The organism is Streptomyces sp. NPDC018964 (assembly GCF_044390325.1).
Classification (GTDB): Bacteria; Actinomycetota; Actinomycetes; order Streptomycetales; family Streptomycetaceae; genus Streptomyces.
Genome location: NZ_JBIRYZ010000021.1, coordinates 57459 through 81804, shown reverse-complemented (window position 1 = coordinate 81804; position 24346 = coordinate 57459). Strand labels below are relative to the sequence as shown.

Below are 24346 nucleotides of genomic sequence, written 5' to 3'. Positions count from 1 at the left end.
CCCATGGCCGACACGGAGGAGCCGCCGCTCCAGCCGAAGAAGAAGGGCCTGACGCGGCGCCAGAAGCGCAGCCTGTCGCGCGGCATCCAGTACGCCGTGTTCGTCGCGGCCGTGATCGCCTTCGCGGTCACGGCCGACTGGGGACGGCTGCAGAACCAGTTCGCGCAGGCCGACATCGCCGAGCGGATGTTCCCCGAGGTCATCACGCTGGCGCTGAAGAACACCGTGCTCTACACGGTCACCGGCTTCGCCGTCGGGCTCGCCCTCGGCATGGTGATCGCGCTGATGCGGCTGTCGTCCGTCGGCCCGTACCGCTGGCTGGCCGGCGTCTACATCGAGATCTTCCGGGGCCTGCCCGCCCTGCTGATCTTCATCTTCATCGGCGTCGCCGTGCCGCTCGCCTTCCCCGGCACGGAGATCGTCGGCGGTACGTACGGCAAGGTCGCCCTCGCGCTCGGCCTGGTGGCCGCCGCCTACATGGCGGAGACGATCCGGGCCGGCATCCAGGCGGTGCCCAAGGGGCAGATGGAGGCGGCCCGTTCGCTGGGCTTCTCGCCCGCCCGCGCCATGGTCTCCATCATCATCCCGCAGGCCTTCCGCATCATCCTGCCGCCGCTCACCAACGAACTCGTCCTGCTCTTCAAGGACTCCTCGCTGGTGCTGTTCCTCGGCGTCACCCTGGAGGAGCGCGAACTCTCCAAGTACGGCCGCGACCTGGCCAGCCAGACCGCCAACTCCACCCCCATCCTGGTGGCAGGCCTGTGCTACCTGCTGATCACCGTCCCGCTCGGCTTCGTCGTGCGCCGCATGGAGGCCAAGGCCCAGGAGGCCGTGAAATGAGCACGAGCCGACCGGAGGTCCGCGTCAGCGGTCTGCACAAGTCCTTCGGCGACAACCAGGTGCTGCGCGGCATCGACCTGGAGATCGGCCAGGGCGAGGTCGTCTGCGTCATCGGCCCGTCCGGGTCGGGCAAGTCGACCCTGCTGCGGTGCGTGAACCTCCTGGAGGAGCCCAGCAAGGGGCAGGTCTTCGTCGGCGGGACGGAACTCACCGACCCGGACGTCGACATCGACGCCGTACGCCGCCGCATCGGCATGGTCTTCCAGCAGTTCAACCTCTTCCCGCACCTCACGGTGACGGAGAACCTCACGCTGCCGCAGCGCAGGGTGCTGCGCCGGGGCAAGGCCGAGGTGGCGAAGGTCGCCGCGGAGAACCTGGGGCGCGTCGGCCTCGCCGAGAAGGCGGACGCCTACCCGTCCTCCCTCTCCGGCGGCCAGCAGCAGCGCGTCGCCATCGCCCGCGCGCTGGCCATGGGCCCCGAGGTGATGCTGTTCGACGAGCCGACCTCGGCGCTCGACCCCGAACTGGTCGGCGACGTCCTCGCCGTCATGCGGATGCTCGCCGACGAGGGCATGACGATGATGGTCGTCACCCACGAGATGACCTTCGCCCGCGAGGTCGCCGACCGGGTCGTCTTCATGGACGGCGGAGTGATCGTCGAGGACGGCACCCCCGAGGAGGTCATCGGCCGGCCCCGGCACGAGCGCACCCGCCACTTCCTCTCCCGCCTCCTCGACCCCGCCATGGCGGACGTCGAGGAGGAGAGCTCCGACCAGGTGGGCAAGTCCGGGTAGCGGGTCACTAGGGTGCGGTGCATGAGCGAACGCGCGGTGCTGCACGTGAAGGGACGGATCCTCGTCGGCCCGGACGAGGTCCGTGACGAACTGTGGGTCGTCGGCGGGCGGATCTCCTACGACCGTCCCGCCGGCGCCCACGACGTCCGCACCGTCACCGGCTGGGTACTGCCCGGCCTGGTCGACGCCCACTGCCACGTGGGCCTCGACCGGCACGGCGCGGTCCCCGCGGACGTCGCCGAGAAGCAGGCGCTCACCGACCGCGACGCCGGCGCCCTCCTGCTGCGCGACGCCGGCTCGCCCTCCGACACCCGCTGGACCGACGACCGCGACGACCTCCCGAAGATCATCCGGGCCGGGCGGCACATCGCCCGCACCCGCCGCTACATCCGCGACTACGCCTGGGAGGTCGAACCCGACGACCTCGTCGCGTACGTCGCCCAGGAGGCCCGGCGCGGCGACGGCTGGGTGAAGCTGGTCGGCGACTGGATCGACCGCGACCTGGGCGACCTGTCGGCCTGCTGGCCGCGCGGCGCGGTCGAGGCGGCGATCGCCGAGGCGCACCGGCTGGGCGCCCGCGTCACCGCGCACTGCTTCGCCGAGGACTCCCTGCGGGACCTGGTCGAGGCCGGCATCGACTGCGTCGAGCACGCCACGGGCCTCACCGACGACACCGTCCCGCTCTTCGCCGAACGGGGCGTCGCGATCGTCCCCACCCTCGTCAACATCGCCACCTTCCCCGCGCTCGCCGACGGCGGCGAGTCCAAGTTCCCCCGCTGGTCGGCCCACATGCGCCGGCTCCACGCGCGCCGCTACGACACCGTGCGCTCCGCGTACGACGCCGGTGTCCCCGTGTTCGTCGGTACGGACGCCGGCGGCACCCTCCCGCACGGCCTGGCGGCCGAGGAGGTCGCGGAGCTGGCCAAGGCGGGCATTCCGCCGGTCGAGGCGCTGGCCGCCGGGACCTGGGCGGCCCGCGCGTGGCTGGGCCGGCCGGGTCTGGAGGAGGGCGCGCCGGCGGACCTGGTGGTCTACGACTCCGACCCGCGCGCGGACCTGCGCGTGCTGACGGCTCCGCGCCGGGTGGTGCTGAACGGGCGCGTGGTCGGGTGACGGTGCGGCGGCGTCCCTCCGGGGGCGCTGCCCCCCCCCCCGGACCCCCGCTCCTCAAACGCCGGAGGGGCTAACTCCAGCCTCTCCGGCGTTTGAGGAGCGGGGTCTGGGGCGGAGCCCCGGGTTCGGGACGGGAAGGGGCGGCGGGGGCGAATCAAACTGTCCCCAGAGCCTCCCCCAGCGCGCCCAGGAACCCGTCCGCCGTCCCCCGCCCCCGCACCGCCACCCGCAGCCACTCCTCGTCCAGCCCCGGAAACGTGTCCCCGCGCCGCACCGCGTAACCGAGCGCCCGCAGCCGCCGCCGTACCGCCGCCGCCCCCGGCAGCCGGACCAGGACGAAGGGCCCCTCCGCGGGTTCCACGACCCGCAGACCGCGTCCGGCGAATCCCCGCAGCCCCGCGACCAGATGCGCGCGGTCCACCGCGACACGACGGGCCGCGTCGGCCGCCTCCGCGAGGCCCCGCGCCCCCACGCACGCCTCCGCCGCCACCAGCGCCGGCGTGGACACCGGCCACAGCGGCTGCGCCCGCTCCAGTTCCGCGACGGTCTCCGGGGCCGCCAGGACGTAACCGATCCGCAGCCCCGCCAGCCCCCACGTCTTGGTGAGGCTGCGCAGGACGACGAGGCCGGGCACGTCCGTCCGCCCGGCCAGCGCCTCGCGCTCGCCCGGCACCGCGTCCATGAACGCCTCGTCCACCACCAGCGTCCGCCCCGGCCGGGCGAGCCGGGCGACCGCCCCGGCCGGGTGCAGCACCGACGTCGGGTTCGTCGGGTTGCCGATCACCACCAGGTCCGCCTCCTCCGGCACCGCCGCCGGGTCCAGCCGGAAGCCGTCCGCCGCCCGCAGCAGCACCCGGTCGACCGTGTGCCCGGCGTCCCGCAGCGCCGCCTCCGGCTCCGTGAACTGCGGATGCACCACCACCGGCCGGCGCACCTTCAGCGCCCGTGCCAGCAGCACGAACGCCTCCGCCGCCCCGGCCGTCAGCAGCACCCGTTCCACCGGCAGCCCGTGCCGTGCCGCCACCGCCGCCCGCGCGGCCCGCCCGTCCGGGTAGGCGGCGAGCCCCGACAGCGACCCGGCGATGTGCTCCCGCAGCCAGCCCGGAGGCGTGTCCGCGCGGACGTTCACCGCGAGGTCGACCAGCGCGGAGCCGTCGTCGCGGACCTCGGCGTCCCCGTGGTGCCGCAGATCGTGCCCACCGGCCGCAGGCTCAGTGCGCATGGGAGTGCGCGTGCCCGTGCCCGTGGTGATGCCCGTGATGGTGGTGGCCGTCGTCGTCCGGGTGGAAGTGCGGCTGCTGCGGCTGCCCCACCTTGTCCTCGAAGCCCGGCAGCGCGATCCGGTACACGCACGAGTCGCAGTTCATCCGCAGATCACCCCGCACGGCCTCCTCGTACCGCTCCCACACCAGATCCAGCAGCTCCGGCTCGGGTCCGATGACGTCCGCCGACCGCACCTCGGTCTCCGGGTGCGCCGCCGCCCACTCCTCGGTCTGCTGCCGCACCCGGTCCGGCAGGATCCCGGTGAACAGGAAGTACGGCAGCACCACGACCCTGCGCGCCCCCAGCCGCGCACAGCGCTCCAGCCCGCTCGGCACGTCCGGCGCCGCCAGCGACACGAACGCCGTCTCCACACCGGCGTACCCGCGCCCCTCCCACAGCAGCCGCGCCGCCTTGAACACCTCGGCGTTGGCGTCCGGGTCCGTCGACCCGCGCCCCACAAGCAGCACGGTCACCTCGGCCGGGTCCCAGGACGGGTCGACCGCCTCCGCCAGCCGCCGCTCCAGCACGCTCAGCAGCGCGGGGTGCGGGCCCAGCGGACGGCCGTACGTGTACGAGATCCCGGGGTGCCGTTCCTTCTCGCGGGCCAGCGCCGCCGGGATGTCCCCCTTGGCGTGCCCGGCGGACACCAGCATCAGCGGCACGGCGGCGAACCGCCGCGCCCCCCGCTCCACCAGCTCGGCGACGGCCTCGCCCAGCGGCGGCGGGGACAGCTCGATGAAGCCGCCCGCGACGGGCAGTCCGGGGTGGCGGAGCCCCAGCTCCCGCACGAAGTCGCGGAACGCCTCCGCTCCGGCGTCGTCCCGGGTGCCGTGACCGGCGATGAGCAGGGCGGGCGGCGGGGTGGTCACAGGTTCTCCTCAGGTGAGATCGGGTGGTACAGCAGGGCGTTGAGCGCGGCGGCGGCGACCGCCGACCCGCCCTTCTCGGACACGTTGCTCACGGCGGGCAGCCCGCTCTCCCGCAACGCGGCCTTGGACTCGGCCGCCCCGACGAAACCGACGGGCAGCCCGATGACGAGCGCGGGGGAGGTGTCCAGGGTCAGCAGCTCCTCCAGGGCGGTCGGCGCGCAGCCGATCACCCACAGGGCGCCGGGCCCGACCTCCTCGTACGCCAGCCGCACGGCGTGCGCCGAACGCGTCAGCCCCGGCCCGGACCTCGCGTCCCTCAGCCGGCACACGGTCTCCCGCCGGGTGATCCCGGCGGCGACCATCTCCACGTCCGTCACGACCGGCGCCCCGGCGTGCAGCGCGGCGTGCGCCTTCGTCAACTCGCCCTCGTCCATGACGAGATCGGACGCGTACTCCAGGTCGGCCGCGGAATGAACGACCCGCTCCACCACCGCCCGGGTCAGCGGCGGGAAGCGCGAGGTGTCGAGGCGGGCGCGCAGCCGCCGGAAGGACTCCTGCTCGATGGGGTGCACCACGCGGTTCACCGCGCCTCCTCCTGCCAGCGGTAGCCGCGCGGGGTGACCATGCGCCCCGCGATCTCACGGGTCGCCGTGTTGCCCACGGTCACGACCGTCATCATGTCGACCGTCGCCGGGTCCAGTCCGGCCAGCGTGGTCAGCCGGCTCGACTCGTCCGCGCGGGACGCGTTGCGCACCACCCCGACCGGCGTGGCCGGCTCCCGGTGCTCCGCGAGGATCGCGAGCGCCTTCGGCAACTGCCAGTGGCGGCCCCGGCTGCGCGGGTTGTAGAACGTCACCACGAGGTCCGCCTCGGCCGCCGCCCGCACCCGCCGCTCGATGACCTCCCACGGCGTGTGCAGGTCGGACAGGCTGATCGACACGTGGTCGTGGCCCAGCGGCGCCCCCAGGACCGCCCCGGCCGCCAGCGCCGCCGTCACGCCCGGCACCCCGACCACGTCGATGTCGTCGGACGCCTCCGCGAGCGCCGGGGACGCCATGGCGTACACCCCGGCGTCCCCGCTGCCGATCAGCGCGACCGCCCGCCCGCGCCGGGCCTCGGCGACGGCCGTGCGGGCCCGTTCCTCCTCCGCCCCGAGACCGGACTCCAGCACCCGCGTGCCCGGCCGCAGCAGATCGCGGATCTGGTCGACGTACTGGTCGAGCCCCACCAGCACGGAGGCGCGCCGCAGTTCGGCCTTCGCCCGCGGGGTGAGCAGGTCCCGGGCACCCGGCCCCAGCCCCACCACCGCGAGCCGCCCGCGCCCCGGCCGCCGTACGACGGCACAGGTCGCCATCGCGGGCCGCGCCGCCGACTTCCGCTTCGGCACGAGGAGTCCGCCCCCACCCGCCAGCGCGGCGGCCTCCGCGACCGAGGGTGTGCCGACGGCGGCGAGCGGCGCGTCGGACGGGTTGGGCACCTCGACGCGCGCCAGTTCCTCGGCCGCGTACGTCACCAGCGGCACCCCGAGCCGCCGCGCCGCCTCCACGATGCCGGGCTCGCCGGCCTTGGCGTCCACGGTGGTCAGCGCGGCGACCGACGCCGCCGACAGCCCGGCCCCGCGCAGGGCGTCCTCGACCAGGCCGAGCACCTCGTCCACGGGGGCGCCCTTCGAGGCCCCGACGCCGACGACGAGCGTGGGCGGCCGCAGCACCGCCTCCCGCTCGCCCGGCTCGACCAGCCGGTCCGTGACCCGGATCGTGTACGCGCCCTCGTCCGCGACCGGGAGCGGCGGCAGCGGCCAGGTCACCTCGGCGCGCAGCGCCACCGCCTCGCCGTCCAGCAGGGCCCGCGACACGGCGGCGACGTTCCCCTCCACCGGCAGGCCGAGGGTGTCCAGACCCGGCAGACCGACCGCGTCGGTCGCCGTCGTCACCACCGGCTCGGCGCCCAGCACCTCGCCGACCGCGCGGGCCAGCTCGTTCGCCCCGCCGCCGTGCCCGCCGACCAGCGACACCGCGAACCGTCCGCCCTCGTCGACGCAGACCACCCCCGGATCGCTCGCCTTGCCGCCCAGCAGCGGCGCCACCAGCCGCACCACGGCCCCCGTGGCGAGGAAGCACACGAGCTGCTCGCACTCGGCGAACGCGGCCCGTACGGCGTCCGGCACGGGACCCTCGTACACGCGTGTACGGTCCGGCCACACGGCGGCCAGCCGGTCCCGCGCGGCCGCTCCGGCGGCGGTGGCGGAGATGAGGCCGATCACTCGTCGACTCCTTCGTTGTGCGCCGGGAGCCTGACGCCCCACAGCAGGAAAACAGGATTGGTCGCCGCGAGCCGGGTCACGTCCCCGGGCAGCGGCGCGAGCCGCGACGACTGCACCAGCACGCCGTCGCAGGAGAAACCGGCGTCCGTCAGCGCCGCACGGGCCGCCGGCACCCGGTCGAGCGCGGCCATGGCGACGACGACCGTCCGCCGCGCCCGCCGCGCGCACGCCGTGACGACGGCCGGCAGCTCCCGCCCGCCTCCGCCGACGAACACCGCGTCGGGTTCCTCGCCGAGACCGGCCAGCACGTCCGGCGCCGTCCCGTGCACCACGCGCACGTCGACCCCGTGCGCGGCGGCGTTGGCGCGGATCCGCGCCACCCCGTCCGCCGCCTTCTCGACGGCGGTGACGGCGGCCCCCAGCCGCGCGCACTCCACGGCCACGGACCCCGACCCCGCGCCGACGTCCCACACCAGCTCACCGGGGCGCGGCCCGAGCCGGGCCAGGGCCAGGGCCCGCACCTCGAACTTGGTGATCATGGAGTCGCGGTGGTCGAACTCCGCCTCGTCCAGCGCCCAGCCGGTGGGCCGCCCCGGCCCGCCCGCGACGGTCCGTACGGGCCCCAGCGCCCGCGCCTCGTCCAGGCACAGCACCACGCTCACCGCCGCACCCCAGTCCCGCGCGGCGGCCTCGTCGGGCGTCACCCGCTCCACCCGCTCCTCGGCAAAACCCAGCGCGGAGGCGACGACCAGCACGCGCCCGGTGTCCCGCAGGGCCGCCCCGAGCTCGGCCGGACCGGCCCCGGGACCCGTCAGCACGGCGACCTTCGGATGCGCCCGGCACAGATTCACCGCCGTCCGCGGATCCCGCCCGTGCGCGCTCACCACCACGGCGTCGTCCCACGTCAGCCCGGTCCGCGCGAACGCGGCGGCGACGGAGGAGACACCGGGCCGCACATCGAGCCGCTCCGGCCCGAACCGCTCGGCCAGCGCCCGCACGATCCCGAAGAACCCGGGATCCCCGGACGCCAGCACCACCACCGGCCGTTCCTCGGCGAGGTACTTCTCCACGGTGTCGAGCGCGGGCGCCAGCGGCCCGAGCACGACCCGCTCGGCCCCCGCCGGCAGCCGTACGGCGTCCAGGTGCCGCCGCCCGCCGACGACCAGTTCCGCCCCCGCCGCCACCTCGGCGTCGACCGCCGCCCCGGCCCCCATCCCGACGACGGTGATCACGTGCTCGCACCCCGCGCACGCAACGCCCGCCGCGCCTCCGGATCGGCCTTGCGGAAACCGTGGAAGTGACCCGGGTGGTACAGATGCGAGCGGGTGCCGTGCGCGGCGAGCGCCGGACCGACGAGGAACAGCGTGTGCTTCCACAGCTTGTGCTCCTTGACCGTCTCCTCCAGCGTGCCGATCGTGCACTTCACGACCAGCTCCTCCGGCCAGGTCGCCTGGTAGGCGACGACGACCGGCGTGGACGTCGGATAGCCGCCCTCCAACAGCTCCCGCACCAGCTGCCCGCTGCGGGCGGCCGACAGGAAGACCGCCATGGTGGTGCCGTGCCGCGCGAACTCGCGGACCTCCTCACCCGGCGGCATCGGCGTCTTGCCGCCGCCGAGCCGGGTCAGCACGACCGACTGCGCCACCTCGGGGATGGTCAGCTCGCGCTGCGCGAGCGCCGCGACGGCCGAGAAGGACGACACCCCGGGCACGATCTCCGTCGCGATGCCGAGCTCCGCGCACCGGTCGACCTGCTCCTGCGTCCCGCCCCACAGCGCGGGGTCGCCCGAATGGATCCGCGCGACCCTCAGCCCCTCCGCGCGGGCCCGCTCGTAGACGGCCACGACGTCCTCCAGGGACATCGTCGCCGAGTCGAGGATCTCCGCGCCCTCCCGGGCGTGCTGGAGGACCTCCTCCTGCACCAGGCTGGCGGCCCAGATCACGACATCGGCCTCGGCGATGGCGCGGGCGGCACGGAACGTCAGCAGATCGGCGGCGCCGGGCCCGGCCCCGACGAAGGTCACCTTGCCGGTGGGGGCGTCGGCCATGGAAATCGGTCCTCTCTGGCGAATGATCAAAGACGGTGGGTGGTGAGCGGCTGTCACGCGTGCGCGAACGGCCGCCGATCGGATACGAAGAACACATGGCGGTCCTCGTCGCGCTCGGCGCGTTCCTGATGACGCTGGCCGGCGGCTGGGCGGCGCACCGCGTCACCGACCGCCGCCACCTGGTGCTGGGCCTGGCCGGCGGCCTGATGCTCGGCGTCGTCGGCCTCGAACTCCTCCCGGAGTCCCTGGAGGCGGCCGGCACCGAGGTGTACGGCGTCCCCGCGGCCCTGCTGCTCTTCGTCGCCGGCTTCCTGCTGGCCCATCTGGTGGAACGCCTGCTGGCCCACCGGCAGGCCGCGCACGGCGCCGAGGAGACGAACGGCCGCACACCCGAGGTGGGCCTCACGGCCGCCGCCGCGATGGTCGGCCACAGCGCCATGGACGGCGTGGCGATCGGCGCCGCCTTCCAGGTCGACGAGGGCATGGGCGCCGCCGTCGCGGTGGCCGTGATCGCCCACGACTTCGCGGACGGCTTCAACACGTACACGCTCACGCGCGTCTACGGCAACGCCCGCCGCCGCGCGCTGACAATGCTGTTCGCGGACGCGGCGGCACCGGTCGTAGGAGCCGCGTCGACGCTGTTCCTCACCATCCCCGAGCCCCTGCTCGGCGGCTACCTCGGCCTGTTCGGCGGGGCCCTGCTCTACCTCGCGGCGGCCGAGATCCTGCCCGAGGCCCACCACGAACACCCGGCCCGCTCCACCCTGCTGTGCACGATCGCGGGCGCGCTGTTCATCTGGCTGGTGGTGGGCACCGCGCACTGAGCGCGACCCGGCCCGGCTCACAGTTTGCCGCCCCGCCCGCCGTCCCGCCGCGGCGGCGCGATGAGCGTCGACAGGTACGGCAGCGGCGCCCCGTCCAGCTCGGCGGCCGGCCGCACCGACTCCTCCGGCAGCCCCAGCGCCGACCCCCACACCGCGTCACCGATCCGCCCGGTCTCCCGCAGCGCCTCGGCGACCTCACCGGCCTGCCGCCCGAACTTGTACGCGACGACGGTCCCGGGCCCGGCCAGGGCATCCTTGAGCACGGCGGCCCCCGCGGTCACCGGAACCAGCGTGAGCGGCTCGGTCCCCTCGGTCAGCACCGCCCCGGAACGCGCCGCGAGGTCCTGCATGGCGGTGATCCCCGGAACGGTCTCGACGACGGTGTCCGGCACCAGCTCCACGAGGGTCTGGGCGAGATACGTGAACGTCGAGTACACGTTGGGGTCCCCGATGGTCGCGAAGGCGACGGACCCGTGCTCCCGCAGCAGCCCGGCGACCCGCTCACCGGCGGCGTCCCAGGCGGCCTCGCGCCGCGTCCGGTCGGTCCGCTCGTTCAGCGCGAACACCACCCGGACGACCTTCTCGGCGGGCACGTAGTGCAGCACGGTCGCCTCGGCCCGCCCCCGCTCACCGCTGTCCAGCACCGGTACGACGACGACGTCGGCGTCCCGCAGCGCGTTGACCCCCTTGACGGTCACCAGCTCCGGATCCCCGGGACCGACCCCGACCCCGATCAGCCTGCTGTTCATGATGTCCGGCACCTCTCCACGAACCGACGGGCGACACCGGGCTCGGACGCCCAGTGCGTGTGCAGATAGCTCGCGTGCACACCACGCTGTACGAATCCCTCGACGCGCCGCTCGGGCACCCGCATCCCCCAGGCGGGGGCGTCCCCCGCCCCCGGCTCGACGACGGTCCGGTGGAACTCGTGCCCCCGCATCCGCGTCCCGGCGCCGGCCAGCGCGCTGTCGCTCACGGCGACCGCGTCCCGGTATCCCAGCGTCAACCGCTCCGACATCCGCGCGGAGGCGTCCAGCACCCCGCACATGGGCAGCCCGTCCAGCTCCCGGCACAGATACAGCAGCCCCGCACACTCGGCCGCGACGGGAGCCCCACTGAGGGCGAGTTCGGCAACGGCCTTGCGCAGCGACTCGTTGGCGGACAGCTCGGAGGCGTACACCTCGGGAAATCCCCCACCGATGACCAGCCCGGCGGTCCCCTCGGGCAGTTCCTCGTCCCGCAACGGATCAAAGGTGACGACCTCGGCCCCGGCGGCGGAGAGCAACTCGGCATGCTCGGCATACGAGAACGTGAACGCAGCCCCACCGGCAACAGCCACAACCAGCCCGTCTGGGGGTACCCCCTCTGGGGGAGCTTGAGGACGAGGCCCGTCCAGGGCCGAAAGGGGGTCTGGGGGCGAAGCCCCCAGGGACGGGACGGGAAGGGGCGGCGGGGGCGAGGAAACCAAAACCTCACCCGCATCCCACCCCGCACCGTGCAATGCCCCCGCACTCCGAGCAAGCGAGACCAACGCCGACAGATCGCACCCGCCGGCCACCTGCGCGGCCATCGCGGAAACAGCCTCGACAGCCACAGCCCCCCGCTCGGCCACCGGCACCAGCCCCAGATGCCGAGACGGCGTCTCCACCTGAGCGGCCCGCCGCAGAACCCCCATCACCGGCACCCCGACGGAGTCCAACGCCTCCCGCAACAACCCCTCGTGCCGGTCCGAGGCGACCTTGTTCAGGATCACGCCCCCGACCCGCACCTCCGGATCCCAGCTCACGAACCCGTGCACCAGCGCCGCCACCGAGCGCGACTGCGACGACGCGTCGACGACCAGCACGACCGGCGCCCGCAGCAACTTCGCCACCTGCGCGGTGGACGCCAGCTCCCCTTCCCCCGCGGCCCCGTCGTACAGCCCCATCACACCCTCGACGACGGCGATGTCACACCCGTCCGCACCGTGCGCGAACAGCGGAGCCACCAGCTCCGGCCCGCACAGATACGCGTCGAGGTTCCGCCCCACCCGCCCGGTGGCCAGCGCGTGGTACCCGGGATCGATGTAGTCGGGCCCCACCTTGTGCGGAGACACGGCGAACCCCCGCGCGGACAGCGCGGCCATCAACCCCGTGGCGACGGTGGTCTTGCCGCTCCCCGACGAGGGCGCGGCGATCACCAACCGTGGGACGGAACTCACCACTCGATGCCCCTCTGCCCCTTCTGTCCGGCATCCATGGGGTGCTTCACCTTGGACATGTCGGTCACGAGGTCGGCGAACCCGACGAGCTTCTCCGGCGCGTTCCGCCCCGTGATCACCACGTGCTGCGTCCCCGGCCGCTCCCGCAGCACGGACACGACCTCGTCGGTGTTCACCCACCCCCAGTGCATCGGGTAGGCGAACTCGTCGAGCACATAGAGCTTGTACGTCTCGGCGGCGAGGTCCCGCTTGACCTGCTCCCAGCCCTCGCGGGCCTTCTCCTCGTTGTCCATCTGCGCGTCGCGCTGGACCCAGGACCAGCCCTCGCCCATCTTGTGCCAGTCGACGGTCCCGCCCTCACCGGAGGCACCCAGCACCCGCAGCGCGTTCTCCTCGCCGACCTTCCACTTCGCCGACTTGACGAACTGGAACACCCCGATCGGCCACCCCTGGTTCCAGGCCCGCAGGGCGAGCCCGAACGCGGCCGTCGACTTCCCCTTCCCGATGCCCGTGTGCACGACGACCAGCGGACGGTTACGCCGCTGCCGCGTCGTCAGCCCGTCGTCCGGTACGACACTCGGCTGTCCCTTCGGCACTACGCGGCCCTCCTCGACGTCCCCTGCACATCCCTGACCAACCCGGCGATCGAGTCGGCCCGCAACTCGTCCAGCGTCACGGCACTGCCACCCAGCTCACCGGCCAGCCGCCCGGCGAGCCCCAGCCGCACCGGCCCCGACTCACAGTCCACGACCACCGACGCGACACCCTCGGCGGCGAACAACCGCGCCGCACGCGAGGCCAGCGCCACCGGCTCCGGGCCGCCGGTCGCCCGCCCGTCCGTCACCACCACGACCAGCGCCCGCCGCGCGGGATCCCGCAGCCGCTCCACCCGCAGCACGTCGTGCGCCTTGAGCAGCCCCGCCGCCAGCGGGGTCCGCCCACCGGTCGGCAGCGACTCCAGCCGCGCCGCGGCCGCGTCCACCGACGACGTCGGCGGCAGCGCCACATCGGCCGCCGACCCCCGGAAGGTCACCAGACCCACCTTGTCCCGCCGCTGATAGGCGTCCAGCAGCAGCGACACCACGGCACCCTTCACGGCACTCATCCGCTGCCGCGCCGCCATGGACCCGGAGGCGTCCACGACGAACAGCACGAGGTTCGACTCGCGCCCCTCGCGCGTGGCCTGCCGCAGATCGTCCCGCCCCACCACCAGCCCCGGCCCGGTCCGGCCCCGCGCCCGCTGATGCGGCGCGGCGGCCTGGACGGTGGCGGCCAGGTGCAGCTTGGTCAGCGCACCGCTGGGCCGTCGCGCCCCCGTCGTCCGCCCGTGCTCGGTCCGCGCCCGCGACCGCCGCCCGGCGGCACCCTCACCGATCCCGGGCACGCTCAGCACCTTGGTACGGAACGGCTCGCCGGCACCCACCGGGGACCGCTCACCGGAGCCGGCACCCGAGGGCTGCCCGGCCTCCCCGGCTTCCCCGGCCTCGGCCGACGCCTCCGCGTCACCACCGCCCTCCGGGCTCTCCGGACCCTCCGCGGGCGGCTGCCCGCCACCCCCGTCGGGCCCGTCCGGCCCGTCCGGATCGGTGTCGGGATCGTCGCCGCCCCCGAACTCCTCCAGCGTCTCGTCGAGCTTGTCCTCGTCGAGGCCCGGCGCGTCGAACGGGTTTCGCCTCCGCCGGTGGGGGAGGGCCAGCAGGGCCGCCTGCCGCACGTCCTCAGCGAGTACGTCCGTCCGCCCCGCCCAGGCGGCCAGCGCGGTCGCCGTACGCGCCATCACGATGTCGGCCCGCATGCCGTCGACCTCGAACGCCGCACAGGTCGCCGCGATCTGCCGCAGCGCCCCGTCCCCGAGCCGCACCTTCGGCAACAGCTCCCGCGCCGCCACGATCCGCGCCCGTACGGCGGCCTCCTCGTCGGCCCACCGCGCGGCGAAGGCGGCGGGGTCGTCGTCGTACGCGAGCCGCCGACGCACGACCTCGACGCGCTGGTCGGGTTCGCGCGAGGCGGCCACCTCGACGGTCAGTCCGAAGCGGTCCAACAGTTGGGGCCTCAATTCCCCCTCTTCGGGGTTCATGGTGCCGACGAGCAGGAACTTCGAGGCGTGCCGCACGGAGACGCCCTCGCGCTCGACGTAGGAGGCCCCCATGGCGGCGGCGTCCAATAGAAGGTCCACGAGGTGGTCATGCAAGAGGTTGACCTCGTCGACGTACAGGATGCCCCGGTGCGCGTCGGCCAGCAGTCCCGGCTCGAAGGCCTTCACACCCTCACTCAGCGCCCGTTCGATGTCGAGCGCGCCGACCAGCCGGTCCTCGGAGGCACCGACGGGCAGCTCGACCATGCGGGCGGGCCGCGCGGCACCGCCGCCGCTCTCGTGCGGCCCGTCCGGGCAGGCGGGGTCGGGGGAGGCGGGGTCACAGGAGAACCGGCACCCGGGCACCACGGCGACCTCGGGCAGCAGCGCCGAAAGCGCCCTGACAGCTGTGGACTTGGCGGTGCCCTTCTCACCTCGGACGAGTACTCCACCGACCGCGGGACTCACCGCGTTGAGGAGCAGGGCCAGCCGTAGATCGTCCTGGCCGACGACGGCCGTGAACGGAAAGGGGGTGGTCACTGGTCGTCGCCCTCCAGATCGCCTTCGAGTTCCAGATAGGTGGCACGCAGCCGCTCCAGCGTGTCCGCGTCGGGCTCGGCCCACAGCCCGCGGTCGGCGGCCTCCAGCAGCCGCTCGGTGATGCCGCGCAGCGCCCAGGGGTTGGACTTCTTCATGAAGTCCCGGTTCTCCGTGTCGAAGACGTACTCGGCGCTGAGCTTCTCGTACATCCAGTCGTCCACGACCCCGGCCGTGGCGTCGTAGCCGAAGAGGTAGTCGACGGTCGCCGCCATCTCGAAGGCACCCTTGTAGCCGTGCCTCCGCATCGCCGCCATCCAGCGCGGGTTGACCACGCGGGCCCGGAAGACTCTGTGCGTCTCCTCGCCCAGAGTCCGGGTTCTCACCTGGTCCGGAGTCGCCGAATCCCCTACGTACGCCTCGGGACTGGCCCCCGTCAGATGCCGCACCATGGCGACCATGCCGCCGTGGTACTGGAAGTAGTCGTCGGCGTCGACGAGATCGTGTTCCCGTGTGTCGACATTTTTCGCCGCCACCGCGATCCGCCGGAACGCCGTCTCCATGTCCCCGCGCGCCGCACGCCCGTCGAGTCCGCGCCCGTAGGCGTAGCCGCCCCACACCGCGTACACCTCGGCGAGGTCCGCGTCGGAGCGCCAGTTGCGGGCGTCGATCAGCGGGAGCAGACCCGCCCCGTACGCCCCCGGCTTGGAGCCGAAGATGCGGGCCGTCGCGCGCCGCCGGTCGCCGTGCTCGGCGGTGTCCTCGTCGGCGTGCGCCTTCACGAAGTTGGACTCGGCCGGCTCGTCCAGCTCGGCGACCTTGCGTACGGCGTCGTCGATCAGCCCCACCACGTGCGGGAACGCGTCCCGGAAGAAGCCGGAGATGCGGACCGTGACGTCGATGCGCGGCCGGCCCAGCTCCTCCAGCGGGACGACCTCGAAGCCGGTCACCCGGCGCGAGGCGTCGTCCCACACCGGACGGCAGCCGAGCAGCGCCAGGATCTCGGCGATGTCGTCACCCTGGGTGCGCATCGCCGACGTGCCCCACACCGTCAGGCCGACGGACTTCGGATACTCGCCCGTGTCCTGCAGGTACCGCTGCACCAGTGAGTCGGCAAGCGACTGCCCGACCTCCCAACTCAGCCTGGACGGAATCGCCTTGGGGTCGACGGAGTAGAAGTTCCGCCCGGTCGGCAGGACGTTGACCAGCCCGCGCGTCGGCGACCCCGACGGTCCCGCCGGGACGTAGCCGCCGTCCAGCGCCCGCAGGATGTGCCCGATCTCGTCCGTCGTCCGGGCCAGCCGGGGCACGACCTCCTCGCACGCGAACCGCACCACGGCCACCGCGTCGGGCAGTTCCGTGCCCAGCACCTCGCGCACCAGCGCGGGGGCGGCGTCGGCCGCCCAGTCGCGCTCCTCCATGCCCTCCGCGATCCGCCGGCAGAGCTGCTCCAGCAGGTCGATCGCGTCCGCCGCCGACCGCGCCGGGCCGTCCACCAGGTCCGTCAGCTCCACCGGCGCCTTCACCGGCGCGCCCGGTTCGGCCAGCAGTTCCTTCTCGACCAGCCCGAAGTGCTCGGCCAGCGTCGCTCGCAGCCCCGGCAGGGCGTTCGCCTGCCCGCCCCACACCTGCGAGGCGCGCAGCACCGCCAGCACCAGGTTCACGCGCGGCTCGCCGACCGGGCCGCCGCCGAGGATGTGCAGGCCGTCGCGGATCTGCACGTCCTTGATCTCGCACAGATAGCCGTCGATGTGCATGACGAACTCGTCGAAGTCGTCGTCGTCCGGCTGGTCGTCCACGTGCAGGTCGTGGTGGAGCTCGGCCGCCTTCACCAGCGTCCAGATCTGCGCGCGGACCGCCGGTGCCTTCGTCGGGTCCAGGTCCGAGACGAGCGCGTACTCGTCGAGGAGCTGCTCCAGCTTCGCGAGGTCGCCGTAGGTGTCGGCGCGCGCCATCGGCGGTACCAGGTGGTCGACCACCGTCGCGTGCCCGCGCCGCTTGGCCTGGGTGCCCTCGCCGGGGTCGTTGACGATGAACGGGTAGATCAGCGGCAGTTCGCCCAGTACCGCGTCCGGCGCGCAGCCAGCGCTCAGGCCGAGGCCCTTGCCGGGCAGCCACTCCATCGTGCCGTGCTTGCCCATGTGCACGATGGCGTCGGCGCCGAAACTGTTCTCCAGCCAGCGGTAGGCCGCCATGTAGTGGTGGGAGGGCGGCATGTCGGGGTCGTGGTAGATCGCGATCGGGTTCTCCCCGAAGCCGCGCGGCGGCTGGATCATCACCACGACGTTCCCGAACCGGAGCGAGGCGAGGACGATGTCCTCCCCGTCGACGTACAGCGACCCCGGCGGCTCGCCCCACGCCTCCCGCATCCCCTCCCGCAGCTCCGGTTCGAGCTTCTCGAACCAGGCCCGGTAGTCCGCCAGCGGCACCCGCGCGGGCGCGGCGGCCAGCTGCTCCTCGGTCAGCCACTCGACGTCGTGGCCGCCGGCCTCGATGAGCCGGTGGATCAACTCGTCGCCGTTGTCGGGGTATTCGGTGAGGGAGTACCCGGCGTCCCGCAGCGCGTCCAGCACCCGTACCGCCGAGGCCGGGGTGTCGAGCCCCACCGCGTTGCCGACGCGCGAGTGCTTCGTCGGGTACGCGGTGAAGACCAGCGCCAGCTTCTTCTCGCCGTTCGGCTTGTGCCGCAGCCGGGCGTGCCGTACGGCGATCCCGGCCACCCGCGCGGCCCGCTCAGGGTCGGCGACGTACACCGGGACGTCGTCGGGGCCCTGCTCCTTGAAGGAGAACGGGACGGTGACGATCCGGCCGTCGAACTCGGGGATGGCGACCTGCATCGCCGCGTCCATGGGGGACAGGGCGGCGTCGGACTCCTCCCACGCGGCGCGCGACGACGTCAGGCAGAGCCCTTGCAGCACCGGCACGTTCAGGTCGGCGAGCGCCCCGATGTCCCAGGCCTCCTCGTCACCGCCCGCCGACGCCTGCGAGGCGTGCGTGCCGCCCGCCGCCAGCACGGTGGCGACGAGGGTGTCGGCCTTCGCCAGCAGCTCGTACAGTTCCGGTTCGGCGCCGCGCAGCGAACCGCAGTAGACGGGGAGGGCGTTGGCGCCCCGCGCCTCGATCGCGTCGCACAGCGTGTCCACGAAGGCGGTGTTGCCGCTCAGTTCGTGCGCCCGGTAGAAGAGCACGCCGACCGTCGGGCGGCCGTCCGCGAGGTCCCGGGAGCCGTGGACGCCGTACTCCGGCATCGCGCGCGGCGGTTCGAACCCCTCGCCGGTCAGCAGCACGGTGTCCGACAGGAACCGGGCCAGCTCGGTGAGGTTCTCCGGGCCGCCCTCGACGAGGTACCGCAGTGCCTCCGCGACCACGCCGGCCGGCACCGTCGACTCGGCCATGAGTTCGGCGTCCGGCACGCTCTCCCCGCCGAGCAGCACGGTCGGGATCCCGGACGCCTTCAGCGCCGCGAGCCCGTCCTCCCAGGCGCGCTTGCCGCCCAGCAGCCGTACGACGGCGAGGTCCGCCCCGTCCAGCAGCGCGGGCAGCTCGTCCGCGACGTCCACGCGGGTCGGGTTGCCGATCCGGTAGGAGGCGCCGGAGGCACGGGCCGCCAGCAGGTCCGTGTCGGCGGTCGACAACAACAACACAGTGCTCATGCGGGCGCTCCCGGTGGAATGAAGGGCAGTCCTTGCGGCGCGCCGGACTCGATGAGCCGCCACAGCGCGTCCGTGTCCGCGTGCTGTTCGATCAGGTCGCCGAGCCGGTCGAGCTGCTCCTCGCGCAGCGCGGCGAACGAGGTGTCGGGGGCTGGCACGAAGCGGCGGCCCGCGGCGGCGGCCACCTCGCGCAGGAAGGCCCGCCGGAAACCGTCCGACTCCAGTGAGCCGTGCCAGTGCGTGCCCCAGGTCTGTCCGACCCGGCAGCCGTCCAGGAAGGGGGCGCCTCCGAGGACTTCGGCGACCCCGTGATGGATCTCGTACCCCTCGACGGGCTCCCCGAGGGCTTCCCCCGCGGGCCGGGTGAGGGTCTTCTCGCGGGCGAACCGCACCCGTACGGGCAGCACGCCGAGCCCGTCGACCCGCCCCCGCCGGCTCTCGACGTCGTCCTCGATGTGCTCGCCGAGGACCTGGAAGCCGCCGCAGATCCCCAGCACGGGCCGTCCCTCGACGGCCCGCCGCTTCAGCGCGTCCGCCAGCCCGCGCTGCCGCAGCCACTCCAGCGCCCGTACGGTGCCGCGCGTCCCCGGTACGACCACGAGGTCGGCGTCGGCCAGTTCCTCGGGACGGTCCACGAACCGCACCACGACGCCCGGTTCGGCGGCGAGCGCGTCCACGTCGGTGAAGTTGGACATCAGCGGCACCGCGCACACCGCGACCCGCAGCACGTCCTCGCCGACCGGCGCGGCGACCACGGACTCCCGCACGGTGCCGCGCAGCGACACCCTCCCCCGCTCTCGGCTTCGCTCGAGCGGGGGGACCCCCATCCCGTCCTCCTCGTCGATGCCGAGCCCGTGCCGGAAGGGCAGCACGCCGTACGTCCGCCGCCCGGTCAGACCGCGCAGCATGTCCAGGCCCGGTTCCAGGAGCGAGACGTCGCCCCGGAACTTGTTCACCAGGAACCCGGCGACCAGCCGCTGGTCCTCGGGGGAGAGCAGCGCGACGGTGCCGAAGAAGGACGCGAAGACGCCGCCCCGGTCGATGTCGCCCACCACGAGGACCGGAAGCCCCGCACCCCGGGCGATCCCCATGTTCACGATGTCGGTGCGCCGCAGGTTGATCTCGGCCGGGCTGCCGGCTCCCTCACAGATCACCGCGTCATACGTGCCCCGCAACCGCTCCAGACAGTCCAGCACGGTGCCGAGGAGTCGCTGCTGCCGTCCGCCGTGGTACCCGCGGGCGCTCATCTCCCCGACCGGCTTGCCCAGCAGCACCACCTGGCTGGACCGTTCGCCGCCCGGCTTGAGCAGCACCGGGTTCATCAGCGCGGTCGGCTCGACGCGGCAGGCCTGGGCCTGCATGGCCTGCGCCCGCCCGATCTCGGCGCCCTCCCGGGTCACGAACGAGTTCAGCGACATGTTCTGCGCCTTGAACGGCGCGACCTTCACACCCTGCCGCACCAGCCACCGGCAGATCCCGGCGGTCACCACGCTCTTGCCGGCGTCCGAGGTGGTCCCGGCGACCAGCAGCCCCCCACCGCTCACGATGCACGTCCCTTCATGACGCTCCGCGCGAGGACGCCGGCGCCGAGCGCGAGCCAGCCGACCCGCCGCGAGAGCCGTACCGCCCGGTCGATGTCGGACACGGCGACCGCACGTCCGCCGCCGTTGAGTACGGGCCGGTGCTCGACCCGCCCGCCGTAGGAGAGGGTCCCGCCGAGGCGTACGCCGAGCGCGCCCGCGAAGGACGCCTCGACGGGCCCGGCGTTGGGGCTGGGGTGCTTCGCCGCGTCCGCGCGCCACGCCCGTACGGCCCCGCGCGGGTCCGGTCCCGCGAGCGCGGCGAGTACGGCGGTCAGCCGCGCCCCCGGCCAGCCGGCGACGTCGTCGAGGCGGGCGGAGGCCCAGCCGTAGCGGAGGTGGCGGGGGGACTTGTGGCCGACCATCGCGTCGAGGGTGTTGACGGCCCGGAACCCGAGGAGGCCCGGCACCCCGGCGACGGCACCCCACACCAGCGCGCCCACCACGGCGTCGGAGGTGTTCTCGGCGACGGACTCGACCACCGCGCGGGCGATCCCGTCGGCGTCCAGCGCCTGCGGGTCCCGGCCGCACAGGTGCGGCAGCCGGGCCCGGGCCGCCTCGACGTCCCCGGCCTCCAGCGCCCGCCCGACGGCGCGGGCCTCCCGGGCCAGCGAGGTGCCGCCGACGACGGCCCAGGTGGCGACGGCGGTCAGGGCCGTGGAGGCGGCGGGGGAGGAGCGTACGCAGCGGGCGGCGAGGGCGCCCAGCGCGACGGTCCCGCCGACGCACACGGCGGTGTGCACCGCGCCCCGGCCCCGGTCGTCCCGCCACAGCACCCGTTCCACGGCGGCCGCGGCCCGCCCGAAAGCGGCGACCGGATGCCCTCGGCGGGGATCGCCGAACAGCAGGTCGCCGAGGAGGCCGGCGGCGGCGCCGTACGCGAACACGCGATCGGCACCCATGGGTCAGCCGGCCGAGGATCCGGAGGGGAAGGCCCCGGGAAGGGGCGGAGCGTCGCTGATCGACCTCGGCAGGCAGCCGCGCATGGCGTTATGTCCTCACTCAGGGTGTCCACGCCCTGGTTCGACGAGACCGGCGGTGAGAGTTCCTGGCTCCCGGGGTGTCTACCCCGGTGACAGTGGCGGGACCGCGCCGGAATCGCACCGGCTTCCTCTCCTGCCGCCGTAGTGGCTGAGGCAGTCCACCACGGCCCCGGAAGGGCCGTCAACTTGCCGTTGACCTGCGAGGCTGAAGTGTGCTCAGGCCCACAGAGGGGCCCCGGTGGGTGAACCGCGGGTGGACGCGCGCATACGCGAGCGGGCGGTGCGGGGGCCGGGGCTCCCGCACCGCCCGCCGGACGGAGACGATCGGTGATCAGGCCGTGATCAGGCCATGATCAGGTAGATCCCGTATCCCACCGCCGCCGCGCACGCCGCGAAGCAGGCGTAGGCGCCGGTGACCGCCAGGGCCGCGGACTGGCCCTGCGCGGCGGCCCGCTCGCGGCGGGACAGGCCGTTGATGCCGAGGGTGAACAGACCCACCAGGGCCACGGTGACCACGAGGCTGACGCCGAAGACGGAACCGAGGGCCGCCCAGTCGATCTTCATGGTGTTCCTTTTCCTTCGTACCGGGGCGCGGTCAGACGGCGGTCGCGGCCGGTGGGGCCGTCGGGGTCGTCGGGTCGGTGGGGGCCGGGGCCGGGATGGTGGCCGAGAGGTTCTCGGTCACGGCGCCCGCCGGGGGCGGGGTGACGGCGGCCATGGCCGTGGTCACCACACCGGCCGGCTCCTGGTCGGCCCCGTCGTGGTCGTTGACGTTGGTGTGGTCGACGACCTCGCGCCGGGAGATCTTCCAGATCGCGGCGCTGGAGGCGATCAGGAAGACGGCCACGAGGGCGGTGCCCAGGTCGCCGAAGCCGCAGACCCACTCGGCGAGCGCCGCGACCAGGGCCGCGGCCGGCAGGGTCAGGCCCCAGGCGACGAACATCCGGGTGGCCGTCGACCAGCGGACGACACCGCCCTTGCGGCCCAGGCCGGCGCCCATCACGGAACCGGAAACGGAATGCGTGGTGGAGAGGGAGAAGCCGAGGTGCGAGGAGGCCAGGATGACCGTCGCGGCGCTGGTCTGGGCGGCGAAGCCCTGCTGCGGCTGGAGGTCGGTCAGGCCCTTGCCCATGGTGCGGATGATGCGCCAGCCGCCGAGGTAGGTGCCCATCGCGATGGCGGCGCCCGCGGAGAGGATGACCCACAGCGGCGGGTCGGAGTCGGGGGCGACGGCGCCGCCGGCGACCAGGGCGAGGGTGATGATGCCCATCGTCTTCTGGGCGTCGTTGGTGCCGTGGGCCAGGGAGACCAGGCCGGCGGAGGCGATCTGTCCGGCGCGGTAGCCCTTCGCGGAGGCGTTGGCCTCGGTCTTCCGGCCCAGGCGGTAGGTCAGCCGGGTGGCGAACATCGCGGCGATTCCGGCCACCAGCGGGGCGGCGATCGCGGGGATCAGGACCTTGGTGACGAGGACGTCGCCGTGCACCGCGCCGATGCCGGCGGAGGCGACGGTGGCGCCGATCAGACCGCCCATGAGGGCGTGCGAGGAGCTGGACGGCAGACCGACCAGCCAGGTCAGGAGGTTCCAGAGGATCGCGCCGACCAACGCGGCGAAGATGACCTCGGGACGGATGCCGGACTCGTCGACGAGTCCTTTGGAGATCGTGTTGGCGACCTCCACCGACAGGAAGGCGCCCACAAGGTTCAGCACGGCGGACATGGCCACCGCGACCTTGGGCTTGAGTGCACCGGTCGAAATGGTCGTCGCCATCGCGTTCGCGGTGTCGTGGAAACCGTTCGTGAAATCGAACGCGAGTGCGGTCACCACCACAATCGCGAGGATCAGCGAGAAGCTTTCCATTTACCCAGGCATTCGTTCGAGGTCATTGACTGGTCGAACGTAGGTAACCAGGGTGAACGGAAGATGAACTGGAACGGGCATCGCGGTGACCGTAAGAGGGGGCTGGCGCTCCGCCGGATGGCGCAGCCGCCGCCGTGTCCGCCGTGCCGTACGAAAGGCCCCGCGGCGCGGGCCTTCAGGCGCCCCGGGCGAACCTTTTCAGCCGGTCGGGTGAGCCGTTGAGGGGATCCTGGTCACCCGGAAGCGCGCCGCCGCCGTTGGCGTGTTGCCGGAGGGTCCACGTCGACCGGCCGGTGGGCGGCGGGCCGGGGTCCGACGCGCCGTACCGGGCGAGCCACGGGGCGTGGTCGGCGGCGAAGGCGCGGCTGTTCCCGGTGCGGGTGTTCCGCCGGTGGGCGGTCGTGCGGATCGCCGGGCGGCGGACGCGGAGGCGGGGCGACGACGTGTGATCGCGGGCCGTGTCTCCCCCGGAGCGGCGACGTGGCGCACGAGAGGCCCCGGACGTCACTGGAAGATCGTTGAACGGCTGACGATCTCCGGCCAAGAGGACCCGAAGGGATGTATGTGCCGGTACGCACCCTTACGGAGGGTCGGCTTCCGGCCTGCGGCGCCCCGGTCCGGGCAGTCGCCTGGCAGGATCGCGGCATGGCTGAGCGGCGACGGGACGGGCGGGAAGCGGGGGGCGCCGGGGTCGGCGCCCGGGACGCGGGAGATCCGCGGGGGAGACGTGTGGGCGAGGAGGAGGCGCGCGCCTGGGCGGACCTCGTCGACACCGCGCGCCGGACCGTGGCAGACGGGCTCGTCGTCGGCACCTCCGGCAACGTCTCGGTACGGGTCGGCGAGACCGTCCTGGTCACACCGTCGGGAGTGCCGTACGACCGGCTGACGCCGGACGACGTGACGGGCGTCGACCTCACCGGCCGGCAGGTCCTCGGCACGCTCGTCCCCACCAGCGAGCTGCCCATGCACCTGGCCGTCTACCGGACCACCGGCGCGCGGGCCGTCGTGCACACGCACGCCGTGCACGCGACGGCCGTCTCCACGCTCCTCGACGAGCTGCCGCTGATCCACTACATGGCCGCGGCCCTCGGCGGACCCGTCCGGGTCGCCCGCTACGCGACGTACGGCACGGACGAACTGGCCGAGAACATGCTCCGCGCCCTCGACGGCCGCACCGGCTGCCTCCTGCGGAACCACGGCACCGTCACCCACGGCACGACCCTCGACCAGGCCTACGACCGCACGGCCCAGCTGGAGTGGATGTGCCGCCTCTGGCTGACCGCGTCATCCGTCCCGGGCCTCTCCCCGCACCTGCTGACCCCGGAGCAGCTGACGGAGGTGGGGGAACGGCTGCGGGGGTACGGGCAGCGCTGAGCCCGTCCGACGCTCGAGGGCGAGGCACGCGCAGGGCCGACGGGAGTCCGGGGGCGCGGCCCCCGGGGAAGGGA

Annotated in this window: 20 protein-coding genes and 1 riboswitch; of the genes, 5 read left to right on the top strand and 15 right to left on the bottom strand. The window is 73.9% G+C overall.

Translation table 11 applies throughout. The features are described from left to right. Window positions 1-3: 3 nt before the first annotated feature. The 3 genes from ACH5AO_RS28125 to ACH5AO_RS28115 are packed head-to-tail and all read left to right on the top strand — an operon-like array spanning window position 4 to window position 2747. Window positions 4-840 (top strand): amino acid ABC transporter permease, encoded by an 837-nt coding sequence (locus tag ACH5AO_RS28125; protein WP_398929407.1) that lies wholly within the window; start codon window positions 4-6, stop codon window positions 838-840. Further along, window positions 837-1634: an amino acid ABC transporter ATP-binding protein gene (locus ACH5AO_RS28120; protein ID WP_398929405.1), complete on the top strand. Its 798-nt coding sequence runs from the start codon at window positions 837-839 to the stop codon at window positions 1632-1634. The genes ACH5AO_RS28125 and ACH5AO_RS28120 overlap by 4 nt, the downstream gene beginning before the upstream one ends. Before the next feature lie 21 nt (window positions 1635-1655). Continuing rightward, window positions 1656-2747, top strand: coding sequence for an amidohydrolase family protein (locus ACH5AO_RS28115; protein WP_398929403.1), 1092 nt, complete (start codon window positions 1656-1658; stop codon window positions 2745-2747). Between the two features lie 154 nt (window positions 2748-2901). Here ACH5AO_RS28115 and cobC read toward each other — a convergent pair whose 3' ends face one another. From cobC to cobM, 6 genes are read right to left on the bottom strand one after another with little or no spacing between them, the layout of a single operon-like run. Continuing rightward, window positions 2902-3969: an Rv2231c family pyridoxal phosphate-dependent protein CobC gene (gene cobC, locus ACH5AO_RS28110; protein ID WP_398929401.1), complete on the bottom strand. Its 1068-nt coding sequence runs from the start codon at window positions 3967-3969 to the stop codon at window positions 2902-2904. Then, window positions 3959-4879: a sirohydrochlorin chelatase gene (locus ACH5AO_RS28105; protein ID WP_398929399.1), complete on the bottom strand. Its 921-nt coding sequence runs from the start codon at window positions 4877-4879 to the stop codon at window positions 3959-3961. Before ACH5AO_RS28105 ends, cobC begins: the two co-directional genes overlap by 11 nt. Continuing rightward, window positions 4876-5463 (bottom strand): precorrin-8X methylmutase, encoded by a 588-nt coding sequence (locus ACH5AO_RS28100; protein ID WP_398929397.1) that lies wholly within the window; start codon window positions 5461-5463, stop codon window positions 4876-4878. Before ACH5AO_RS28100 ends, ACH5AO_RS28105 begins: the two co-directional genes overlap by 4 nt. Beyond that, entirely contained in the window at window positions 5460-7142 is a 1683-nt protein-coding gene (gene cobJ, locus ACH5AO_RS28095; protein ID WP_398929395.1) for a precorrin-3B C(17)-methyltransferase, read from the bottom strand. The genes ACH5AO_RS28100 and cobJ overlap by 4 nt, the downstream gene beginning before the upstream one ends. Then, complete coding sequence (gene cbiE / locus ACH5AO_RS28090; protein ID WP_398929393.1) at window positions 7139-8374, bottom strand: precorrin-6y C5,15-methyltransferase (decarboxylating) subunit CbiE; 1236 nt, start codon at window positions 8372-8374, stop codon at window positions 7139-7141. Before cbiE ends, cobJ begins: the two co-directional genes overlap by 4 nt. Next, window positions 8371-9189 (bottom strand): precorrin-4 C(11)-methyltransferase, encoded by an 819-nt coding sequence (cobM, locus tag ACH5AO_RS28085; RefSeq protein ID WP_398929391.1) that lies wholly within the window; start codon window positions 9187-9189, stop codon window positions 8371-8373. The genes cbiE and cobM overlap by 4 nt, the downstream gene beginning before the upstream one ends. Before the next feature lie 95 nt (window positions 9190-9284). Here cobM and ACH5AO_RS28080 point away from each other — a divergent pair, with 95 nt between their 5' ends. After that, on the top strand, window positions 9285-10013 hold the full coding sequence (locus ACH5AO_RS28080) for a ZIP family metal transporter (protein WP_398929389.1): 729 nt from the start codon (window positions 9285-9287) through the stop codon (window positions 10011-10013). 17 nt (window positions 10014-10030) lie between these two features. Here ACH5AO_RS28080 and cobI read toward each other — a convergent pair whose 3' ends face one another. The 9 genes from cobI to ACH5AO_RS28035 form a co-directional block, all read right to left on the bottom strand. Further along, the gene (cobI, locus tag ACH5AO_RS28075; protein WP_398929387.1) at window positions 10031-10762 is read right to left on the bottom strand and encodes a precorrin-2 C(20)-methyltransferase; all 732 of its coding nucleotides are present in this window, start codon (window positions 10760-10762) and stop codon (window positions 10031-10033) included. Further along, window positions 10759-12216, bottom strand: a complete 1458-nt coding sequence (locus tag ACH5AO_RS28070; RefSeq protein ID WP_398929385.1) for a cobyrinate a,c-diamide synthase — start codon at window positions 12214-12216, stop codon at window positions 10759-10761. The genes cobI and ACH5AO_RS28070 overlap by 4 nt, the downstream gene beginning before the upstream one ends. Further along, window positions 12210-12809: a cob(I)yrinic acid a,c-diamide adenosyltransferase gene (gene cobO / locus ACH5AO_RS28065; RefSeq protein ID WP_398929383.1), complete on the bottom strand. Its 600-nt coding sequence runs from the start codon at window positions 12807-12809 to the stop codon at window positions 12210-12212. Before cobO ends, ACH5AO_RS28070 begins: the two co-directional genes overlap by 7 nt. Further along, the gene (locus tag ACH5AO_RS28060; protein WP_398929381.1) at window positions 12809-14827 is read right to left on the bottom strand and encodes a putative cobaltochelatase; all 2019 of its coding nucleotides are present in this window, start codon (window positions 14825-14827) and stop codon (window positions 12809-12811) included. Before ACH5AO_RS28060 ends, cobO begins: the two co-directional genes overlap by 1 nt. Then, window positions 14824-18477, bottom strand: coding sequence for a cobaltochelatase subunit CobN (cobN, locus tag ACH5AO_RS28055; protein WP_398929379.1), 3654 nt, complete (start codon window positions 18475-18477; stop codon window positions 14824-14826). The genes ACH5AO_RS28060 and cobN overlap by 4 nt, the downstream gene beginning before the upstream one ends. After that, window positions 18474-20021, bottom strand: a complete 1548-nt coding sequence (locus ACH5AO_RS28050; RefSeq protein WP_398929377.1) for a cobyric acid synthase — start codon at window positions 20019-20021, stop codon at window positions 18474-18476. The genes cobN and ACH5AO_RS28050 overlap by 4 nt, the downstream gene beginning before the upstream one ends. Beyond that, complete coding sequence (locus ACH5AO_RS28045) at window positions 20018-20959, bottom strand: cobalamin biosynthesis protein (RefSeq protein ID WP_398929375.1); 942 nt, start codon at window positions 20957-20959, stop codon at window positions 20018-20020. The genes ACH5AO_RS28050 and ACH5AO_RS28045 overlap by 4 nt, the downstream gene beginning before the upstream one ends. A gap of 120 nt (window positions 20960-21079) precedes the next feature. Next, window positions 21080-21218, bottom strand: a riboswitch (cobalamin riboswitch). 164 nt (window positions 21219-21382) lie between these two features. Beyond that, window positions 21383-21604 (bottom strand): hypothetical protein, encoded by a 222-nt coding sequence (locus ACH5AO_RS28040; protein WP_030858504.1) that lies wholly within the window; start codon window positions 21602-21604, stop codon window positions 21383-21385. Between the two features lie 31 nt (window positions 21605-21635). Next, window positions 21636-22898, bottom strand: coding sequence for an anion permease (locus ACH5AO_RS28035; protein WP_398929373.1), 1263 nt, complete (start codon window positions 22896-22898; stop codon window positions 21636-21638). Between the two features lie 645 nt (window positions 22899-23543). On the opposite strand from ACH5AO_RS28035, the gene ACH5AO_RS28030 reads away from it, so the two are divergent. Beyond that, window positions 23544-24272 carry a class II aldolase/adducin family protein gene (locus tag ACH5AO_RS28030; RefSeq protein WP_398929371.1) on the top strand — a complete coding sequence of 243 codons (729 nt, stop codon included), beginning with the start codon at window positions 23544-23546 and terminating at the stop codon, window positions 24270-24272. Window positions 24273-24346: the final 74 nt, after the last annotated feature.